This window comes from Clostridium boliviensis (assembly GCF_033342255.1).
In the GTDB taxonomy this organism is placed as follows: Bacteria; Bacillota; Clostridia; order Lachnospirales; family Lachnospiraceae; genus Lacrimispora; species Lacrimispora boliviensis.
Window position 1 is genome coordinate 50,498 of record NZ_JAWONS010000186.1, and the last position, 20,363, is coordinate 70,860.

The window sequence follows — 20,363 nt, forward strand, 5'->3', positions numbered from 1 at the left end:
CCTGTCAATTATTTAATTCCCAGTTTCGTCCTGGCAGCTGCCCATTTGCTATTCAGTTCATCCAGCTGGGTTTTTAAATCAAAACCATCGGTAAACATAGAAGCTCCCAGTTTCTTATAATCGAATGCAATTTCATTTTGAATGGACTGGAACTGATCTCCGCCTCCATCATACATTACCAGTTCCTTATCCGGCTGCAGTTCATCTGCCTGAGCAAGAATGGGGTCTTTTTCTTTGGTGAAGTTTTTCATGGAAGAAGCACTGGTCACATAATTGATATATCCGGGATACCAGTCCTCACTGTAGAACCACTCCACAAAAGCCTTTGCCAGTTCCGGATTCTTGCTGTGGGTTGTAACTCCCATAAAGGAATCCCCCTGTACGATGACACGATAAGGATCCTCTTTTTGATCTCTGACCGGAAGATAAAAAGTTCCAAGCTGAGAAACATCGTCCGTTCCGCTCTTAATATTCTGAAGTCCCCAGTCTCCCAAAGCGATCATAGCCGCCTTTTTCTGAGCGAACAGAGAAGTCACCTGGTCATTTCCCATGCCAAGAGGATCTTTACCAAATACATCTTTGCTAAACAGACTGTTTACCTTGTTGTAAGCCTTATTAATATCAGTTCCGTCTGCAAAAGGAGCATCTGTCTTTGCCATGTCATTCCAGTTCTGTCCGTTTCCTCCCTGGAGAGCAGGCATAAACTCCATGTACGGATAATCCGGCCATTCATCCTTTGCTCCAAGTGCAATTGCCATGAAATCCGGGTCCTTCTGGCTAAAATGATCCTGAAGGGTCTGTGCTGTCTCCTCAAACTCTTCCCAGGTAGCCGGCACTTCTACTCCAGCCTCTTTAAACAGATCTTTCCAGTAATATACATATTCATATCCGGCTGTCATAGGGATTCCTAGAATCTTATCATCTATGGCATAACCGGAAGCCAGTTCATTATTCTTTGCTGCTTCTAAATCAGACAGATCGATGAGATAATCTTTAAATCTGGATAAAGTAAATGGCTTATTAAACATAACATCAGGAAGCTGATTTGCAGATGTTCTCATTTTCATTGAATTCCAGTATTCTGAGTCATCTTTGATTTTTTCCACTTCAATATCGGCATTGGGATATTTTTCCTGGAATTTAGCAACCATATCATTTTCATCAATGTAATCCATTAAATTGTTATCCCAGATAGCAAATACCAGACTTCCTTCTAAATCTTTTCCGGCCTGCGTTTCTGCCGAAGCAGTCCCCTCCTTTTTCGTCTCCCCGGTCTCTTTAGCAGGAGAACATCCGGCTGCACTCCCCATAACCATCGCTGCGCAAAGTCCGATGGCAAGCATACGTTTTCTCATGTCTTTAATACCTCCCTTGTATTGATGTACCCATCCTATCATTTCAAGACACCCTTCTCCATGAGATATGGTTGGAAAACTTGATCTTTCGTCAGATTTATTTCCTGTAATTTCCAGGACTGACTCCCCAATTCTTTTTAAATACTCTGGTAAAGTGCTCCACATTGTTATATCCCACGCTCTGGCTGATCTCATATATCTTTAAATCCGTTGTCTCCATCAGTTCTCTGGCCTTTCGGATCCGTACCTGCGTCAGATAATTGATAAAGGTCATCCCCTCCTCCTTTGTAAAGCGGGTGCTGAAGTATTTTTCATTAAATCCCACAAATCCTGCCACACTTTTAAGAGTCAGCTCCGGATTCGCATAATTATCTAAAATAAAACGTTTTGCTCTGCTCATCATATCCATCTGTTTCCGGTCTGACTGATGTGTATGATAATCCATGATCCAGCGGAAATAGTTATTGATCCACAATTCCAGAATTCTGATCTCTTCCATCCGCCCTATTTTTTCGTAATAGTTTACTGCTTCTGGAAAAATCGCAGTAATATCATCATGATTTTCTGAAAACTCCCAGGCCAGGGCACAGATTAATCGAAGGCACATTTCTTTTCCTTCCTCTAATCCGATCCTGTAAAGTTCCCCAATAAAGCGGCTCTTTTCCCCTGAAACCATCAGGTCATCTCCAAGTAAAAGCCCTCTTAGTAATTTCTTATAGGAATCTCCTGTATTTTTCACATCTTCATAAGCTACGGATTTCTTCACCCAGGGAGCAGACAGTGTACCTTTTCCTTTTAACGGACAAAGCCGAAGCTGCCGGCCCGCCTCTTCAAAACAGTCCAGAAAATCGTTCTCACCATGCCCAGGACTGCTGACTCCCCCTGATACCGTAAGATTCATAAAATGCTTCCACACATTACATAGCTGCCTGCAGGCTGAGACTGCATTTTCCTCATACTGCACAGTATCATTGATCCGGTAAAGCATTAAAAACCGGGATGGAGCCAGAGTTCCAAGAATACAGCGGGAAGCCACTCTCGGAATCTGGGCTGCCAGATCAAAGAACGGCTTTATCAGAGCTTCCTCATAATTATCACCAAAACGCACCGATACTTTATAAAAATCCTCTATCTCAAATTGGATCACTAAATAATCCTGAGAGAGGAATTTACCGGAAACCGGCTGCTTACCCATCGCCATCTCAGCAAGCAGAACTGAATCAGAACGGCTGTTTTTAGAATGGTCCTCTGCCTGGCTGCCCTTTCCTTCTGCCGGGTTCTTCCGGTCCAGTCTCTCTAATACGGAAATTAGTGCCTCCTGGGTAAGCCCTTCCTTCAATATGTAATCACATGCCCCATAGCGGAAGGAGTCGCGGACCAGATTAAAATCATCATAACCGCTTAAAACCAGAACCTCAGGAATTTGCTGTTCCTTATTTATCTCTTTTAAAAGTCCGACTCCATCCATTACCGGCATCTTCATATCCGTAATGACCAGATCTACATGGTTATTTCTGATATAATCCAGTGCCTGCTGCCCATTTATGGCATCAGCTGCAATACAGTATCCAAACTCATTCCAGTCAATCAGAGATCGGAGCGTGATCCTTATTATCGTATCATCATCTACAATCAGCACCTGTTTCAAGTTTCATTCTCCTTTCCTGATACGGGAATACGAATGAGTGTCCGGGTATATTCTCCCGGTTCGCTTTCCATAACAAAACTGCATTGTTCCCCATAATTTAAGGATAATCTTGTCCGCACATTATGGATTCCGACATTCCTGCGCTCACTCTCCTTCGCATTATCTGAGAGCAGACTGGAAATCTCCTCCCTGGTCATCCCTTTTCCATTGTCACGGATCTCTAAAAAAAGGAACCCTTCCTTCTTCTCACCAACAATCCATATCGTTCCCATCTCTTCCATCATTGCGTCAAAGCCATGGACAATGGAATTTTCCACCACCGGCTGCAAAATAAGCCTGGGAACAAGAGCCAGAAGACAGGCATCATCCACCTGGTAGACGATGTCAAAACCATCGGAATAACGGATTTTCATAAGATAAATAAAGCTGTCCAGCACCTCTAATTCTTCCTTTAACGTATAAAATCCATTGTTGCTTCGAAAGGAACCGGATAAAATTTTAATCAGTGCCTCTGCCATTCGTGCAATAGACTCATACTTTGACATCTGTGCAATAAAACGGATGGAATTCAGGGAATTTACCAGAAAATGCGGATTAATCTGGGACTGCAGTGCCCGAATTTCTGCCTTATGCTTTTTTTGCTGCTGTTCTTCGTTTTCTGCCATCAGAGTTTTAAACCTTCTCGTCATGCTGTTAAACGAGTGAATCATCAGCCGGAGCTCTGCCTGCCCTTTTGGCTGTACATGAACTTCTAAATTCCCCTCCTCCACCATACGCATACCTTCCACTGTGTTGTGAATGGGCTCAATGATACTCTTTAAGAAATAACTGGAGAAAAGATAAAAAAGCAGAAATAAAAACAGCACAACACCAATTAAAATCATGGCTGTCCGGTTAAAACTGCTTGTCAGGGTATCATAAGAAACCACACTGATAATTGAAAGTCCTGTTACAGGCTCTACTGTTGCAACTCTCATATAGCGTTTTCCATTTATCCGATAGCTGAATTCCCGCTCATCTCCTGTAATAGTTTCAGGAAGAAGATCTTTTGTATCTTCAGCATCAAAAATAACATGGCCGGACTTGTCCGCAATCATAGCAGATCCAAGCATGGATTCTTTGTTATACTCTTTCATCAGCCGTCCTGCCTGAGAAGAGACAAACAGCGCAGCCATCTCAATTACCCCCTCCCGGTCCACCTCTGGCCCTGGAGACAGCCCGGCTGCTATGGTCAGGGTATAAGCATTTTTTCTGGAATTCATGACGCTATAATCATAAAAGCCGACTTTCACCACATTCGGCTCTAAAAGTGCTTCCTGATACCATTGTGATGTTTTTAATTGATCCGGATTTAAAATTATATCGGATTTCATATAGGTGTGATCTCCGGACTTCATATAAAACACAGCAGACAGAATATCCTGCACCGGAACCATGGCATAGTTAAAGGATTCTGTCAGGATTTGGGTATAATGATATTTTTCAGCCGGATCATGGGAATTGGTCCTTGCAGCATTTCTCACAATTTCGCTGTCATTGACGTATATAAAATGGGATAACCGAAGAGAAACATCCTTGACTTCATTTCCAAGAACAGATGCGATGTTGTCCTGGGCGCGGCGGATATTTAATACTGCGGAATCCACCATCTGGGCGCGTAGAATAAAAATAGAAAGCAGTGAGATGCATAGAATCGGGATGACAATGAGGGCGAAGAAACTGTTGTAATAAGAAGCTTTCAATTTCTGCTTTTTATTCATCCACATCTTCTTCGCCCTCCTGTCTTGTATGGTTATATCAAGATACAGCTCTGTTACCTTACAGAGCTTTTCACCTGTGTTTCAAGCCTGACAGTTTCTCCTTTTTTTATCCGGTAGGTGACTGCCGGAATAGCTGCATTGGGATAAAGCACATTGGTATTGGGATCCGATTCAATGATATAGCCTGCTGCATCAGGACCGGTCCCGGTCAGCTGACAGCTCTGCTCCCCGTTTGATACCACTGATGCAGTTCCCTCTGCCTTTTGTTCATACTCCGTTGTAAACTTTTTAACGGCAAATCCACAGTCGTAGGCAGTACAGTCATACCGGCTCTCAATTTCATGAATTCTAAAATGACCATATTCCTTTGGTATGACGGTGGTTTTAACCGAAATCCCCGGAAATGGATGCCAGCTGCTGATAACCCGGTCTTCCAATACTTCATACTGATCGCTGTATTTTCTCACAAAAACATAATCGTCGCCGTCAATTACAAAAGCCAGGGAAGAATCCGGCGCGTTTTCATGGAGTATAATCTGACTCCTTGCTACAGAAAAGCCAAAACGGGTGGAGTAAGCAAACTTGGAATATTTTTCCGGCACGTGGCCATGACCGTATTTTTCACAGACTCCTGCAGGATATGCGATCACATCACTGCCAATCCGCTGCATCAGCATATCAGCCTGCTTTAACGGCTTTATGCTGTCAAGCTGTGGAAGGGGTTCCTCTTTTGCAAACCAGAACGGATGATCATCCGCAAGCCCCAGACATAAAAGAGTCTTCATTCCCCAGTAAGGAGAACCAGGTGCATTGTAACGCTCTGCCATGATGAGATTGGGATATGAATACCCAATAGTCAGAACGCCATCCCGGTCAAACATTTTCTGGTCCAGCCACCAGTTAAAATGTCGGGACAAGATCCCTTTTATCACTCCTGCCGGAATATCGTCAAGCCCTGCAAATAAGTAAGCAGACCAGAATGCAGCTTCTCCAAACCGGTAAGAAAGACTTCTTCCGAAAGGCAGCGCGGCACCGTTTTCATCAAACCAGTAAATAAAATCTCTGGCAAAAACCTTTGCACGCTCTCTGAAATCACTACACCGCTTCGGGTCCTCTTCTTCCATCGCAACCGAATACAAGAGTCCGTAGTAATGCATGGCAAAAGAAATATAGTAATCCTTCTGACTAGACCCCCCATCCCGGTACCAGCCTTCTCCGATATAGTAGCTTTCTATTTTATGGAGACCTGATAAAAGCTTTTCACTGCTATATGGATAACCAAGCTTTTGCAATGCAACGTTTACCAGAATCATGAAAAACTGCCAGTTACAGTCCGGAATGATATGTTCATTGATTCCGTAAAGCCATTTTGCCAGATTATCTCTTTCTCTTTCTTCCAAAGGTTCCCAGATTTTTTCCGGAGTAAAGATCAGACCGCTTGCTATGGCAGCCATCTCCACAAACCTCTGGTCATAATCATTAAAACCGCCCCAATACTCGGGATGAAGGGGATCCGTACCATTTCTTAATCCCTTGGTATAAATTTCTTCATAGCCTTTTCCTCCCCCCAGCCACAGAGGTACTAACGCCCATAAGGGGCGGGAAAATGCCTCCATCTCCTGACTTACTTCAGGATAAGTAACACCGCTGTCCCCTAAGTGCAGTCTGGCACAACCATTACTGTATAACGGTTTTAATGGATCTAACAGCCGAAACATCAGCTGTCTGTAGTCCTCTTTTGTTTCAAGCTTCATCAACATTCGCCTCTTTTCATTAATTAATTGCTTACCAATATGGATTCCAGTCTGCAGACAGACGCACAAGCGCTTCCATGTAGAAATAATCTCCCCAGATATTGCATTCATCCACACCCTCCGGTGTACAGGTATTATAGGGGGATTTCTTGGAATACGTACTGTGCAGTACCAGTCCATTAGATTTTGTTCCATCTTTTACTGCATAGCCTTCCACAACCGATTTCATGATTTTTTCCGCTATGGAACTATAATAAGCTGCTTCTGACTCTGGTAAATATCTGGCCATTTCAAGCATTCCGCAGGCAGCAATAGACGCAGAAGAAGAATCTTTTGGTTCTCCTGACCCGTCTGTAAATTCCAGATCCCAGTAAGGAACTAAATCCTCCGGAAGATGTTCCAGAAAATATCCAGTCACATTCTTAAAATCCTCAACATATTCTTTTCTTCCGGTATAGCGGTAGGCAAGGGCACAGCCATACACTCCCCACGCCTGCCCTCTTGCCCAGGCAGATCCATCCCTGTATCCCTGGCAGGTAGCGCCATGGTCCGGTTCCCCTGTCACCATATTCATAAAGAAGGTATGCCATGTGGAATAATCCTCCCTTATTACGTTAGCAATAGCTGTATGAATATGCTTCTCTGCAATCTCTCTGTACCTGGAATCATTTGTTTCCTCTGATGCCCAGTAAAGAAGAGGCAGATTTAACAGACAATCAATGATAAAACGGTAATTTTCCGGCTGGTTCATGGGACCCCAGGCCTGAATAAACTCTCCTACCGGCTGAAAGCGGCTGATCAGCTGATCAGCCGCCTTGATTGCCGCCGTCTTACCAATCTCATCTCCCGCCAGCTTCCAGGCTGCCACACAGGATGGGGAATAAAGAAATCCCATATCGTGATGGTCTACTTCCACCCTATTTTCAATCCTCTTTAAGAAACTTTCCGCCTGTATTCTGCCGGCCTTTGCAAAAGCCTCATCTTTGCTCCACTCATATGCAAGCCACAACTGTCCGGTCCAAAACCCGGTGGTCCAGTTTACATTAGGGGTTGGCTTATAAAAGCCGTCTTCACTGTATGCCTTTTTAAAAGAGTGAGTGAACTCCTCTAAATTATCTTTCAGCTGTCCAATAGCAAAATCAAGGGCCTGGCGCCGCTCGTCTGCTGCCAGTTCCGGTTTACTCTCCAACAGTTTCTCTATCGCTTCCTTCATTATTCTTTATCTCCTCATAATAATTTTTCATAACTGCAAAGGCCGGTTTTTCCCGCTTCCTGTCTGCAGTTACAAGCCCCTTGATATTATAGCCTTTCTGATATGCGCCAAGCCGCTTGGGAGTCCGGTAATCATACAGGATCCAGGGTGTAGTGCCCTGAATATATTCTGTTTTTCCAAACAGCTCAACCTGTTTTTTATATATTTCTTCCTGCTCTTTTTCAGAGCCACGGACATATTTCCTGCTGTTTTCATCCGGCTGATAACCATCTGCTCCGAACTCACTGATAATTACCGGCTTTTCCGGATGGGAACCATTTAATATTTCTGTCAGTTTTTCATAATCCGGATCATACCAGCCGTAATATTCATTCAATCCAATGACATCTAAATGACGCTCCAGCCTGTCGGCAATTCTTAAATTCACCGTATCCACAAGACAGGCGGCAGAGATCAGGCGGGTGGGATCCATGCGTCTGGCAGTGCTTGCCAAATCCTTCATAAATTCATACCTGGCCTCTGTATCGGGGTTTTCATTCCCTACAGACCAGATAATCACACTGGCTCTGTTAAAATCCCGGGAAATCAATTCCGTCAGCTGGTTTCTGGCATCGTCTAATGCCTGAGGGTTTGAAAAATCAATCCACCAGTAAACCGGAATCTCCTCCCAGAGGAGAATCCCTTCCTCATCTGCGATCTCTGATACCCACTCCGTATGAGGATAGTGGGCAAGACGAAGAAAATTGCAGTTCATCTTTTTCGCTCTCTGAAACGCTTCCCTTATTTCATCCTTTGTTACTGCCTTTCCATGCTCCTCGGTTTCTTCATGGAGACAGGCTCCCCGTAAGAAAATCTGTCTGCCGTTTAAAAGTATCTTTCTGTCTTTTGTCTCTACTGTCCGAAAGCCGATGAGATCTGTCACCTCATCCTTAACTACTCCTTTTTTACGCAATGTCAGTAGCACTTGATAACGTTTTGGAGACTCAGGACTCCAAAGTGATAATTTCCCTGCATTCACGTACATCGTGCAAGTACCGTCTTCATTTACAGGAAATGTTACTTCTATGTTAAGTTCTGGTATGGAAAAAGTCAACTCGCTGTCTGTCAGTTTTTTTTCACAGTCAATCAGTGCTGTTACTTCAATCGTCCCGGTTTCCCTGTTAATAAGTCCTGCCTTCATATTTTTAATATAGACATCTGGTACAAAAAGAAGAGAAACATCCCGGTAAATACCGCCATATAAGAACCAGTCGGTATTTTCACTGGGAATCTGCTCTTTCCTTCTTGTATTATCTGCAACCACAATTAATCTGTTTTCAGCCTTTAAACGAGAAGTTATCTCTATGGTAAATGGAGTGGAACCTCCTTTGTGGATTCCCAGAAATACTCCATTTAAAAATATCCTGGCTTCATAGGAAACTGCCCCGAACTGTAAAAATACGCGCCCTTTGCTCTCTTCTTCCAAAGAAAACCGGCGGCTATATACCGCCGGTCCCTCGTAATAAAAATATTCCGGTCTGGCAAGATTCCATACTCCCGGCACCTTGATTGTATCCCATTCATCAAACCCATAATCAAGAGGAATGTTTCGCCCTTCGTCATTTGTTTCCTGTTCTAAAAACCATTTTGCTCTTAAACAGTTATCGTACTGATCTACAGAAAAGTTCCATTCTCCGTTTAGGGACTGCTTTTTTCTTCCTCCGGGAAAGACCATGGATTCCCCTTGTATAACGGGGAACTCATAGTCACTTTTATAATCATCGTTATGAATATTGTCTACGAAATTTTTTATTATTTCCATTGTTTAACCTTTCACGCCAGTAGCTGCAATTCCTTCTACGAAATATTTCTGCAAAGATAAAAATACAATTAATACAGGAATTAAGGATAGAACCGATGCCGCCATAATAAGTCCATATTCAGAACTATACTGACTGATAAACATTTTAAGTCCTAACTGGAGTGTCTTTTTGGATTCTGTTTTTAAATAAATCAATGGTCCTAAAAAGTCGTTCCACGTATTTACAAAAGTAAAGATCGTAAGCGTAGACAACGCTGGTTTTGACAATGGCAGCATGATTTTTGAATAAATCTGATACTCTGTCATACCGTCAATTCTTGCCGCTTCGCACAATTCATCAGGAATTCCCTGATAAAACTGCCTCATCATGAATACTCCGAACGCTGAAAATGCCTGCAGGAAAATAATTGCAAGATGGGAATCATTCAACCCAAAATTTCTCATCATCATAAACTGTGGTACCATGTAAACCTGCCACGGAACAGCAATTGTTGCAATATAGGCCATAAACAAGGTGTCTTTGTATTTAAATTTCAGCTTTGCAAATGCATAGGCAGCAAAGCTGCTGGTTAAAATCTGAAGAAATGTTACAATCAGTGTAATCTTCACGGTATTGCCGACAAAGGTCATAAGCGGAATCTTTGTCCAGATGTCAATGTAATTCATCCAGCGGGGATTTTGTGGAATCCACTGGATCGGAAAGATAAATACGTCTTTATCAAGCTTTAAAGATGCCGAAAGCATCCAGGCAAAGGGAACCAGCATAGCCGCTGTCAGAATGAGCAAAACCACATACAGGAGGGATCTGCTGATTTTATTATTTGTGCTTTTTACTTTCATGTTATATCCTCCTTCTTCTAGTTTGCATATTTTTTCTCACCACGGAATTGGACCAGAGTGATGGCAAGAACCATTAAGAACAGCACCATTGCGACTGCGCTGGAATAACCCAGATTCCAGTTTCGGAATGCTTCTTCATAAATATGGTAAACTAAAACCATTGCCTGCGAGCTCACAATGCCGTTAGAACCGCCTGCAAGCATATATACAATGTCATAAACCTTAAAGCAGTTAATGGTCAGAATTATCGTAACAAAGAATGTAGTAGGCTGAAGCTGGGGCCAGGTAATATAGCGGAACCGCTGCCAGGAATTACATCCATCAAGTCCTGCTGCCTCATAAAGCTCTCCGTTAATTCCCTGAAGTCCTGCCAGATAAATTACCATATAGTAACCCATATTCTTCCACACACTAAAAAGCACAATGGTAAACATAACCCAGTGAGGATCTGCCGACCATTTAGGAAGACTTTTTGCGTGTACGCCCAGATAATATAAAATCATATTGACCGGTCCGCTTTTCTGAGGACTAAAAAGCATATTCCATACTGCTGCCACTGCAACCAGAGATGCTACATAGGGAAAGAATCCTACTGTCCTAAAGAAATTTCTTCCCTTTATTTTCTGGTTTAAAACCACCGCCAGACCCAGCGCACTGGCCAGAGTCAATGGTACCGTGGCGATACAGTATACAATGGTATTCACAAATGAGGCATGGAATCTTTCATTGCCAAACATGTCGATAAAGTTTTTAAGCCCTGCAAATTTCATAGGACTGTTTCCGTCCCAGTTCATAAATGCCAGAACAAACGCAAAGATAATCGGTCCTAATGTAAAGATGGCAAACCCGATAAAATTGGGAGCGATAAATGAATAGGCAATTAAGTTTCTTTTCTCCTGCCTTGTAAGGATCTCTCCTGTCCTTATCTTCTTAATTTTCTCATCTATTGTTTCGATTTTCGCAACCAGCCTGTCGCGCTCATGAGTACGTTTTGCGTCTTTTAGCAAAAGACTCAGTGCATTCCGTTTCTCATGTAAAGCCGCGATTTTTTCCTGTTTTTGCGCTTCTGTTATTGTCTTAGCCATAGTCTGTATTAAAAGCCAATAAAACGGCTTATCCTCCTTTTTCCAGTTGTTATCCGTCAAATCAAATCAGAAGTTTTTAAATAAGGCGGGCCGTTATATGCTGCCCGCCTGTTTTTGTTACCACGCTGCTTTACTTACCAAGAATTGCGCCAATCTTTTCATTCATCTGGGCAATACCGTCATCTGCGGTTATGCTTCCTGTCATAATTGCATCATGTGCTTCATTTAATACAGTTTCGATTTCAGAGCTCTTCGCATTGACAGGCATTTCAAGATAAAGCTTAGAGGTGTTAAGAGCCTCAACGCTGGTTCCGTCATCTTTCGGGAAACCGTCTGCACTGGATACTAAATCTGCCACTGTACTGTTCATGACTGCTGGGATTGTTCCGGTAGAAGCAAGAATCTCTGCTCCATCTTTTCCGCTTACAAAGTTAATGAATTCCCATGCAAGATCTTTATGAGGTGCATTAGCAGGAATTGCAAGTGAAGTAATGGTAGCAAGAGTAGAGCCTGGTTCTACACCTTCTGCATGAGGATATTTTACAATTCCCCAGTTTGTGCAGTCTGTATATTCACCGGTACGGATCTTATCCATTAAGGTAGAGATAAACCAGGTACCCATGTTCATCATTGCGATGTTGCCCTGGGCAAATGCGCCGGAATAATGAAGTCCGCTGGTCTTTAATGTAGCATAATCCTGGCATACGCCGTCTTCCTGCTCTTTTAATACCATATCATAGTAAGGCTTTAAGAAATCATATTTTCCGTCAACAATGGTATTCTTTCCGTCAAGAACACCAAACAGCTGTACTGCAGATCTCCATGTATGATAATGTGCGCCGTAAACTTCCTGTCCTGGTGTGTCAACGGTTAAGCTTCTTGCCAGCTTATCATACTCTTCAAATGTCATATCGTTGGTCGGGTAGGCAACACCTGCCTTATCGAAGATATCCTTATTATAGAACAGTACCCAGAAGTCGTTACGGAATGGAATCTCATATAGTTTATTATCAACCTTGATCTGATCGGTAAGGCCTTTATACTGAGTTAAATCCACTTTGGTAGAGTCAATGTAGCTGTCTAAAGGCTCTAATACTCCTTTATTTACCAGAGTCATATATCCTGGAACATCCTTTACGGTTACTACGTCAAAGTCAGAACCGCTTCCTGTTAATTCCGTAGCAAGAACGGTCTGGTAATCTGTAGAACCAAGATCCACCATCTCGATTTTCACATCTGGGTGTGCTTTCTCAAAAGCGTCGATCAGCGGCTGATAATACGTAGTAGAACTGATATCCCATACGGACCATTTCAGAGTTGTCTGACCGCCTGCTGAAGCCGTTGTCTCAGCAGCCTTTGTTTCTGCTTTGGATCCTTCTGATGCAGCAGTGGTTCCCTGAGATCCGCCGCCACAGCCTGCAAGGGCAGTAACTGCCATGGTACATGCAAGCGCAAGGCTAAATACTCTTTTTTTCATTGTATTCCCTCCTGATTTGAAATTGTTTCAGTAAACCCCTTGTGATTTACTATGTGTCTATTATAACGCTGGTTCCACACGTTTAAGAATGGAAATTATCTAAGAAAATATTCACTATTTATTCACAAATGCATTCTGTTTTATTGAAACATGTATTATTTTATGATAAACAGTAAAATTTATCTTTTGTATACATATTGACCGTTTTTTATAAAAAAATACCGGTTCTTTTCATTGACAATTGATAGGAAATAGGCTAACTTTAAAAATGATCATGTTTCGGTTGTATATACTTTATTATAGAAAGGACTTGTCTAATATCATGTGGAAAACAGTGATTCCAAAAACAATACGGGGAAAAATTATGATATTGACGGCAGCCGTCACTTTGCTTATTACAGTTCTTACAACAACGGTCTGTTTCTCTGTCTTCCAGTCGTTTCTCAGAAAAAATCAGATTCAGTCTGCAGAATTCAGTCTGCAGGTCGTCAGTAATAACCTGGCAACAGACATGAAAGATATCATTTATTTCAGCAAATGGTGCTGTTCCAACGGAGTGATACAGGACTATCTGGAGGCATTTAAAGATTTAAACAAACTACCTACTGCTTCCGATGATTCTAACAATTTACGGCCGATGGCACTCTCTTCCCACAACCGTTTAAAAGAGGAGTATTATAAGATCCGTTCCTACCAATACATTCGTGTGATTGTTTCTACCACCAATGAAAAGAATTTTTTGTACATGACCTCATCTGTCAGCACCTCCTCTCCTTATGCCGCCAAAATCATAAGAAAGAGCGATTTTTTTAAACCTTTATTTGATGCTGATGATTTTTTATGGACTGGCCTGATCCATGATCCCTTATCCTCTGTCATTTCAGGGCAGTTCATTCCAATTGTACGTCCGGTTTACGACAAATTCAACTTAAGAATAATCGGCTGGACCTACGTGGAGATATCAACCCGGCTGTTTACTGATTATCTGTCTTCCTATCCTCTTCCGGAAGACAGTCAGCTTTTTATCAATATTGGAGACAAAACCTACCGTTTCCAGTCAAATACTCTGGTGGAAACGGAAAAGCCCTATCACATTACCCGGAATTCATTCCGAAAAGGTTCTCTCTCTGCAAATACCCTGATTCAATCCGTAACGATGAATGACGGAGATAAAAGGATCCTGGTAGAACGTCCTATTGACAATATCAACGGCTGGAGCATTACACAGATTTTATCGGAACAGCAGTTTAAGCAGCAGAAAAATTTATATACATGGCTTATCATCGGAATCTGTCTGGGTATCGTCTCCCTTGGAATTCTGCTGGCATTTCTGCTTAACCGCTTTATTATGGATCCCATTCATAAATTAAGCAACAAGATAGACAGCATTTCAGCTGGTGATTTTTCAAGGGACGAGACGATTGAATGGAATCATGAGCTGGGACAGGTCGGAAGTGGAATCAACAACATGTCCGACAATATTCTCATGCTTATGGAAAAACGGGTTGCAGATGAAAAGCAGAAAAAAGATCTGGAATACCAGATTCTTCAAAGTCAGATCAATCCTCATTTTCTATACAATACCTTAAATTCCATCAAGTGGATGGCGACCATTCAGAATGCCGGAGGTATCGCAGATATGACAACTGCACTGGCCCGGCTTTTAAAGAACGTATCAAAGGGAACTGCTTCCATGATTCCGTTAAGGGAAGAGCTGGATCTTATAAAGGACTATTTTCTGATACAGCAGTACCGTTATGGCGGCAGCGTGACAATTGATTATCAGATTCAATCCGATGAGCTGTACGATTGCCTGATTCACAGGTTCTCTCTTCAGCCCATTATTGAAAATGCCCTGTTTCACGGAATTGAACCCACTCAGACGGCAGGCAGGATCATCGTTGCAGCACAAACAACTGAAATTGCCGGACGAAAGGCACTGATGATCCAGGTAACCGACAACGGAATCGGGATGTCAGAAGATATGATTGAAAAGGTTCTTAAGGAAGATACAGAATCTCATAATAAAACAGAATTTTTCCGGCACGTAGGAATTAATAATGTAAACAAACGGATTCAGTATGATTTCGGGTCAGAATACGGAATCACAATCACCAGCCGGCAGGGGGAATTTACCACCATGACCATTCGGCTTCCTTACGTGATTCGTACAGAAAATTAATCGGCAGAAAGGTAATAGATATGACAAAATTATTAATCGTTGACGATGAACCTTTGGTTCAGATCGGAATAAAATCCATGCTGAACTGGGCAGATTATGGAATTGAAATCTGCGGTACTGCAGTAAATGGCCAGAATGCTCTGGATATGATTGAGGAATATTCCCCGGAGCTCGTCATTACAGATATCCGCATGCCTATCATGAATGGTCTGGATCTTGCAAAGACCTGCCGGGAAAAATACGGCAATATACCACTATTTATTTTTCTCACCAGCTATGAGGAATTTCAGCTGATTAAAGAAGCCATGTCATACGAAGCAGTGGATTACTTAATCAAGCTGGAATTAAACGCCGAGACCCTTCTGGAATCCGTACAAAAGGCACTTTCACGCCTGGAAAGCCTCCGGGTGTCTATTGAATACAGGCAATCCGGACGTCCCCTGCTTCAAAGCTATTATGAAAAATTTTTTATGCGCCTCCTTCACAACTTATTTGAAAGCGAGGAGCAGTTTGAACTCCAGTCAAAGGATTTAAATTTAAGTTTCACAGAACAGTGCTACTTTGCGGCACTTTGTGAAATACAGGAGAATAATCACGGAGACATGGAATACAGCAAGCTGATGAATCTTTACAACAGTACCCTCCAGATGGCCAGAGAAATCATAACCAAGCATCTGCCTGCCTATGTGGTATCCCTGGACATGAAACATTTTGCAGTGGTATTACACTTAAACTCCATGGAATCCTATCAGAAAGAGGAGGTAAAACATGCATTTTTAAATACATCAGAAATGGTAAACAACTATTTTAATGTAACACTTTTTACCGGTGTGGGATCACCAGTCTCCCACCCATTAAAAATCAGTGAATCCTATCAGGAAGCCCGTCAGGCATTTGCCCGGATGGACCGCTCCCTGTCCATCGTCTTTTTTAACAGCAGTGATACTGAATCTATACGGAATGCGTTTAACATCAGTGTCTTTAAGGGAGAAATTACAAAAGCATTTAATGAATTTGATACAGATGTTCTGTCACGTACGTTAACAGAGATCATTGAACTGTTTGAAGCCCACCCCCTGCGCTTTCCACAGGCAGCAGATTGTGCATGCAATATTCTTTATCTGGCATTGTCCCTTCTTCCTGACGGCGAGACGAATATGGCAGAGATCTTTTCTTCCTACAGTGACGGCTACCGTTCAATCTACCGGTTCACCAATGTGGAGCAGATTGTGGAGTGGATGGCCATATTCCGTGACGGTTTATGCGAAACACTGAAATCCAAACGGAAAACCTACAAGGCTCACGTGATTACAAATGTACAAAAATATATTCAAAACCATGTTACAGAAAAGCTCAGCCTCAATGAAGTAGCGGGAGTTTTTGGACTGAGCCCCAATTATTTAAGCATTCTGTTTAAAAAGAACTGCCAGCTGGGGTTTTCTGAATATATCGCCCGTGCAAAGATTGATAAAGCAAAAAAGCTTCTTTTAGAGAGGGATATAAAAATTTACGAAGTCGCTGACCATCTGGGTTTTGAAAGTGCTTTTTATTTCAGCAAAGTATTTAAAAAAGTTACCGGATACTCTCCCAGAGACTTTATCCAGCAAAACACCAAAGATCCTGAAGGAAAATAAGGAGAATGCATCATGATTACAGAAATCTTTCAACAATTAAACAAACCATTGTCCGGTTTCACCCCATTTTTCCCAGCCTCACACCGGGAGGGCTGGGAATCCCTGCCGGAGGAGTTAAGATTACGCCTGATAAAAAACGGTGAGGAATATCTGCATTTTGAATATCCCTCTCTCACCGCAACTGATTTTATGGAATTTTCAAGGACAGGAAACCGAAGTCATTTCCAGGATAAGATGTTTTTAAGACGTACTGCCTTAAATTCTCTGGTTCTGGCCGAATGCGCAGAGTATCAGGGCCGTTTTTTAGACGATATTATCAATGGACTGTATTTAATCTGCGAGGAAAACGCGTGGCAGCTCCCTGCCCACAACTCCTATGTAAGGGATACGCCCCAAGAGATTCTTCCTGATGTTACCCGTCCTGTTATCGATTTATTTGCCGCAGAAACCGGTGCAGTCCTGTCCATGGCGGAATATCTTCTTCGCCGCGAGCTTCTTTCTGTAAGTCCGTTTCTGTCAGGTATGATCAATAAAAATCTGGAAGAACGGATCTTTACGCCTTACCTTAAGGAACATTTCTGGTGGATGGGCGATGGCAAAAGCCATATGAACAACTGGACGGTATGGTGCACCCAGAATGTTCTCCTCTCCGCATTTACCAGAGAACTTGATGAGCCGAGGAAATGGAAGATCCTGGAAAAAGCATGCAGGAGTATGGATTATTTTCTGGATGAATATGGAGAAGACGGGTGCTGTGATGAAGGGGCCCAGTATTTCCGTCATGCTGGATTATGTTTGTTTAATTGCCTGGAACTTTTAAACGGTATTACCGATCATTCTTTCACAGCGATATATCTTAATGAAAAAATCAAAAACATTGCATCATACATTTTAAACGTTCACGTTGATGGCATTTATTACGTAAATTTTGCAGACTGCTCTCCAGTTGCCGGCCGCTGTGGTGCAAGGGAATATTTATTTGGCAAAAGGACTGGAAACAAGGCACTGATGGCCTTTGCCGCTTTAGACTACCAAAACAGTGAAGATCCGTTAGAGGTCAACGAACATAATTTATTCTACAGAGTCCAGACTATTTTCACACATGCGGAAATGCTGACGTTTCGTAACGTCCCCGCCATCCAGCATAGCGATTTCTGGTATGAAAGCGTTGGCATCTTTATAGCCAGAGATGATCATTTGTTCCTGGCTGTCAAAGCAGGCGACAATGATGACAGCCATAATCACAATGATACCGGCAGCTTTACCATTTATAAAGATGGCAAACCACTATTAATCGATGTTGGCGTGGAAACCTATACCAAAAAGACCTTTTCTCCAGAAAGATACGAAATATGGACAATGCAGTCCCGATATCACAATCTCCCCTCCTTTTGGGATGGAGAAGTTGAAATCATGCAAAAGGATGGTGCAGCCTACGCAGCCAAAAACGTTTCCTATGAGCCTGGAACCTCTGTCAGCCGTATAACAATGGATATAGCAGATGCCTACCCAGACGAGCGGATACATTCTTATGAAAGAACTGCCGTTTTGAAAAAAGGGAAACAGATTATAATAAAGGACCACTACGAAGGAGCGCTTTCACAGCCGGTACTATCCCTTATGTTCTACGAGGAACCGACAATAGAAGGGAATCACATATACATTGGAGATCTTGCAAGTCTGTCTGTGACTGGCTGTTGTGAAATAAAAAAACAAACGCTTCCCATCACTGATGAACGGTTAAAAACAACCTGGAAACATGATATCTACCGGATTCAGGTCACAATGGAGCAAAAAGATCTTATGCTAATCATAGAATAATTCTGTCTGATCAAGACTAACATAGACTGATAAATTTAAACTGGTATCCTAAAAGACTCCTGACTGGAGTCTTTTTTGTATGCTTTTAGCCCGGAAGCAGTCTTCCATCCCATTCTTTCTACCCTAGTCCCAAACCCCCCCGATCTACATATTATATATGGATACTATTATTTTTATAATAATCAGTATCAAAACCAATTCAATATAACAAGGGGGATAATTATGGCTGATATAGCTCTCCAATTGGAGTTAGAAACTGCCACTACAATAAATTCCGGCGAAAATGTTCTTTTTGACAACATTGCTTTTACATCCGGAAATATAGCTTATAATCCTGCAACAGGCATCATCACTTTTCTGGAAGCAGGAAGATTTTCTATTGACTGGTGGCTGGCAACTCAATCATCTCAGTCTACAAACGGTACCTCTTTTGCACTTGTCAGCTCGCAAAGTGATTTTTTAATAGGAAATACACCAATAAGAACTGATGAAGTGTATGGAGCTGGAATTATTGAGGTCGTTAGTGCACCTGTAACATTATCCTTAGTCAACATCAGTACTGGTACGGTATTCTTCGCTCAGCAGGTTCCTTTAAGAGGTTCTATGGTTATTATACAGGAAGATGTTACCGGAAGCGGATCTACCGGGCCTACCGGACCTACCGGACCTACCGGACCTGCCGGGTCCACTGGGGACACCGGACCGACTGGGGCTACTGGGCCTACTGGAGCTACCGGGTCTACTGGAGCTACCGGACCCACCGGACCTGCTGGACCTACTGGACCCACCGGACCTGCCGGATCCACCGGCGCTACCGGAGCTACCGGACCGACTGGCGCTACCGGCGCTACTGGACCTACTGGCGATACTGGACCTACTGGCGAAACCGGACCTACTGGTGATACTGGACCCACTGGTGATACCGGACCTCTCGGTGACACTGGACCTACTGGCGTTACCGGACCCACTGGTGAAACCGGACCCACTGGATCGACTGGACCTACTGGACCTACCGGTGATACTGGACCTACTGGCAATACTGGACCCACTGGTGATACCGGACCTCTAGGCGACACTGGACCTACTGGCGATACTGGACCTACTGGCGTTACCGGACCCACTGGTGAAACCGGACCCACTGGATCGACTGGACCTACTGGGCCGACTGGTGATACTGGACCGACTGGCGACACCGGACCTACTGGCGATACCGGGCCGACTGGTGATACCGGACTTACTGGTGATACCGGACCGGCTGGTGATACTGGGCCGACTGGACCGACCGGCGATACTGGACCTACTGGCGTTACCGGGCCGACTGGCGATACCGGACCTACTGGTGATACCGGACCGACTGGTGATACCGGACCGACTGGCGATACCGGACCAACCGGCGATACTGGGCCTACCGGGCCGACTGGCGATACCGGACCTACTGGTGACACCGGACCGACTGGTGATACCGGACCGACCGGCGATACTGGACCTACTGGACCGACTGGACCTACCGGTGATACCGGACCGACTGGTGATACTGGACCGACTGGCGATACCGGACCCACTGGTGATACTGGGCCGACTGGTGATACCGGACCGACTGGTGATACCGGACCTACTGGCGACACCGGGCCGACTGGTGATACTGGACCTACTGGTGACACTGGGCCGACTGGTGATACTGGACCCACTGGTGATACCGGACCGACTGGTGATACCGGACCGACCGGCGATACCGGGCCGACTGGTGATACCGGACCCACTGGTGATACTGGGCCGACTGGTGATACCGGACC

Annotated in this window: 12 protein-coding genes and 1 pseudogene; 4 read left to right on the forward strand and 9 right to left on the reverse strand. The window is 43.5% G+C overall.

The genetic code is table 11. The features are described 5' to 3' along the window. Positions 1–8: 8 nt before the first annotated feature. From RZO55_RS12350 to RZO55_RS12390, 9 genes are all read right to left on the reverse strand, one after another. Positions 9–1,355: an ABC transporter substrate-binding protein gene (locus RZO55_RS12350; RefSeq protein WP_318064591.1), complete on the reverse strand. Its 1,347-nt coding sequence runs from the start codon at positions 1,353–1,355 to the stop codon at positions 9–11. Positions 1,356–1,452: 97 nt separating this feature from the next. After that, on the reverse strand, positions 1,453–2,994 hold the full coding sequence (locus RZO55_RS12355; RefSeq protein WP_318064604.1) for a response regulator transcription factor: 1,542 nt from the start codon (positions 2,992–2,994) through the stop codon (positions 1,453–1,455). A 5-nt stretch (positions 2,995–2,999) separates the two neighbouring features. After that, complete coding sequence (locus RZO55_RS12360; RefSeq protein WP_318064592.1) at positions 3,000–4,769, reverse strand: sensor histidine kinase; 1,770 nt, start codon at positions 4,767–4,769, stop codon at positions 3,000–3,002. Between the two features lie 47 nt (positions 4,770–4,816). Then, entirely contained in the window at positions 4,817–6,628 is a 1,812-nt protein-coding gene (locus tag RZO55_RS12365; protein ID WP_318064593.1) for a DUF2264 domain-containing protein, read from the reverse strand. Continuing rightward, a complete protein-coding gene (locus tag RZO55_RS12370) occupies positions 6,549–7,730 on the reverse strand; it encodes a glycoside hydrolase family 88 protein (protein ID WP_318064594.1) in 1,182 nt (393 codons plus the stop codon). The genes RZO55_RS12365 and RZO55_RS12370 overlap by 80 nt, the downstream gene beginning before the upstream one ends. Then, entirely contained in the window at positions 7,696–9,531 is a 1,836-nt protein-coding gene (locus tag RZO55_RS12375; protein ID WP_318064595.1) for a glycoside hydrolase family 2 protein, read from the reverse strand. Before RZO55_RS12375 ends, RZO55_RS12370 begins: the two co-directional genes overlap by 35 nt. 3 nt (positions 9,532–9,534) lie before the next feature. Further along, positions 9,535–10,371, reverse strand: a complete 837-nt coding sequence (locus RZO55_RS12380) for a carbohydrate ABC transporter permease (RefSeq protein ID WP_318064596.1) — start codon at positions 10,369–10,371, stop codon at positions 9,535–9,537. A 17-nt stretch (positions 10,372–10,388) separates the two neighbouring features. Further along, positions 10,389–11,456 (reverse strand): carbohydrate ABC transporter permease, encoded by a 1,068-nt coding sequence (locus tag RZO55_RS12385; protein ID WP_318064597.1) that lies wholly within the window; start codon positions 11,454–11,456, stop codon positions 10,389–10,391. Between the two features lie 130 nt (positions 11,457–11,586). Continuing rightward, complete coding sequence (locus RZO55_RS12390; RefSeq protein ID WP_318064598.1) at positions 11,587–12,933, reverse strand: ABC transporter substrate-binding protein; 1,347 nt, start codon at positions 12,931–12,933, stop codon at positions 11,587–11,589. A 322-nt stretch (positions 12,934–13,255) separates the two neighbouring features. Here RZO55_RS12390 and RZO55_RS12395 point away from each other — a divergent pair, with 322 nt between their 5' ends. From RZO55_RS12395 to RZO55_RS12410, 4 genes and pseudogenes are all read left to right on the forward strand, one after another. Beyond that, the gene (locus tag RZO55_RS12395; protein ID WP_318064599.1) at positions 13,256–15,115 is read left to right on the forward strand and encodes a sensor histidine kinase; all 1,860 of its coding nucleotides are present in this window, start codon (positions 13,256–13,258) and stop codon (positions 15,113–15,115) included. 20 nt (positions 15,116–15,135) lie between these two features. Continuing rightward, positions 15,136–16,749, forward strand: coding sequence for a response regulator (locus RZO55_RS12400; RefSeq protein ID WP_318064600.1), 1,614 nt, complete (start codon positions 15,136–15,138; stop codon positions 16,747–16,749). Positions 16,750–16,761: 12 nt separating this feature from the next. Next, positions 16,762–18,570 carry a heparinase II/III domain-containing protein gene (locus RZO55_RS12405; RefSeq protein ID WP_318064601.1) on the forward strand — a complete coding sequence of 603 codons (1,809 nt, stop codon included), beginning with the start codon at positions 16,762–16,764 and terminating at the stop codon, positions 18,568–18,570. A gap of 222 nt (positions 18,571–18,792) precedes the next feature. Beyond that, positions 18,793–20,363, forward strand: a pseudogene (locus RZO55_RS12410) (hypothetical protein); the annotation flags it as partial.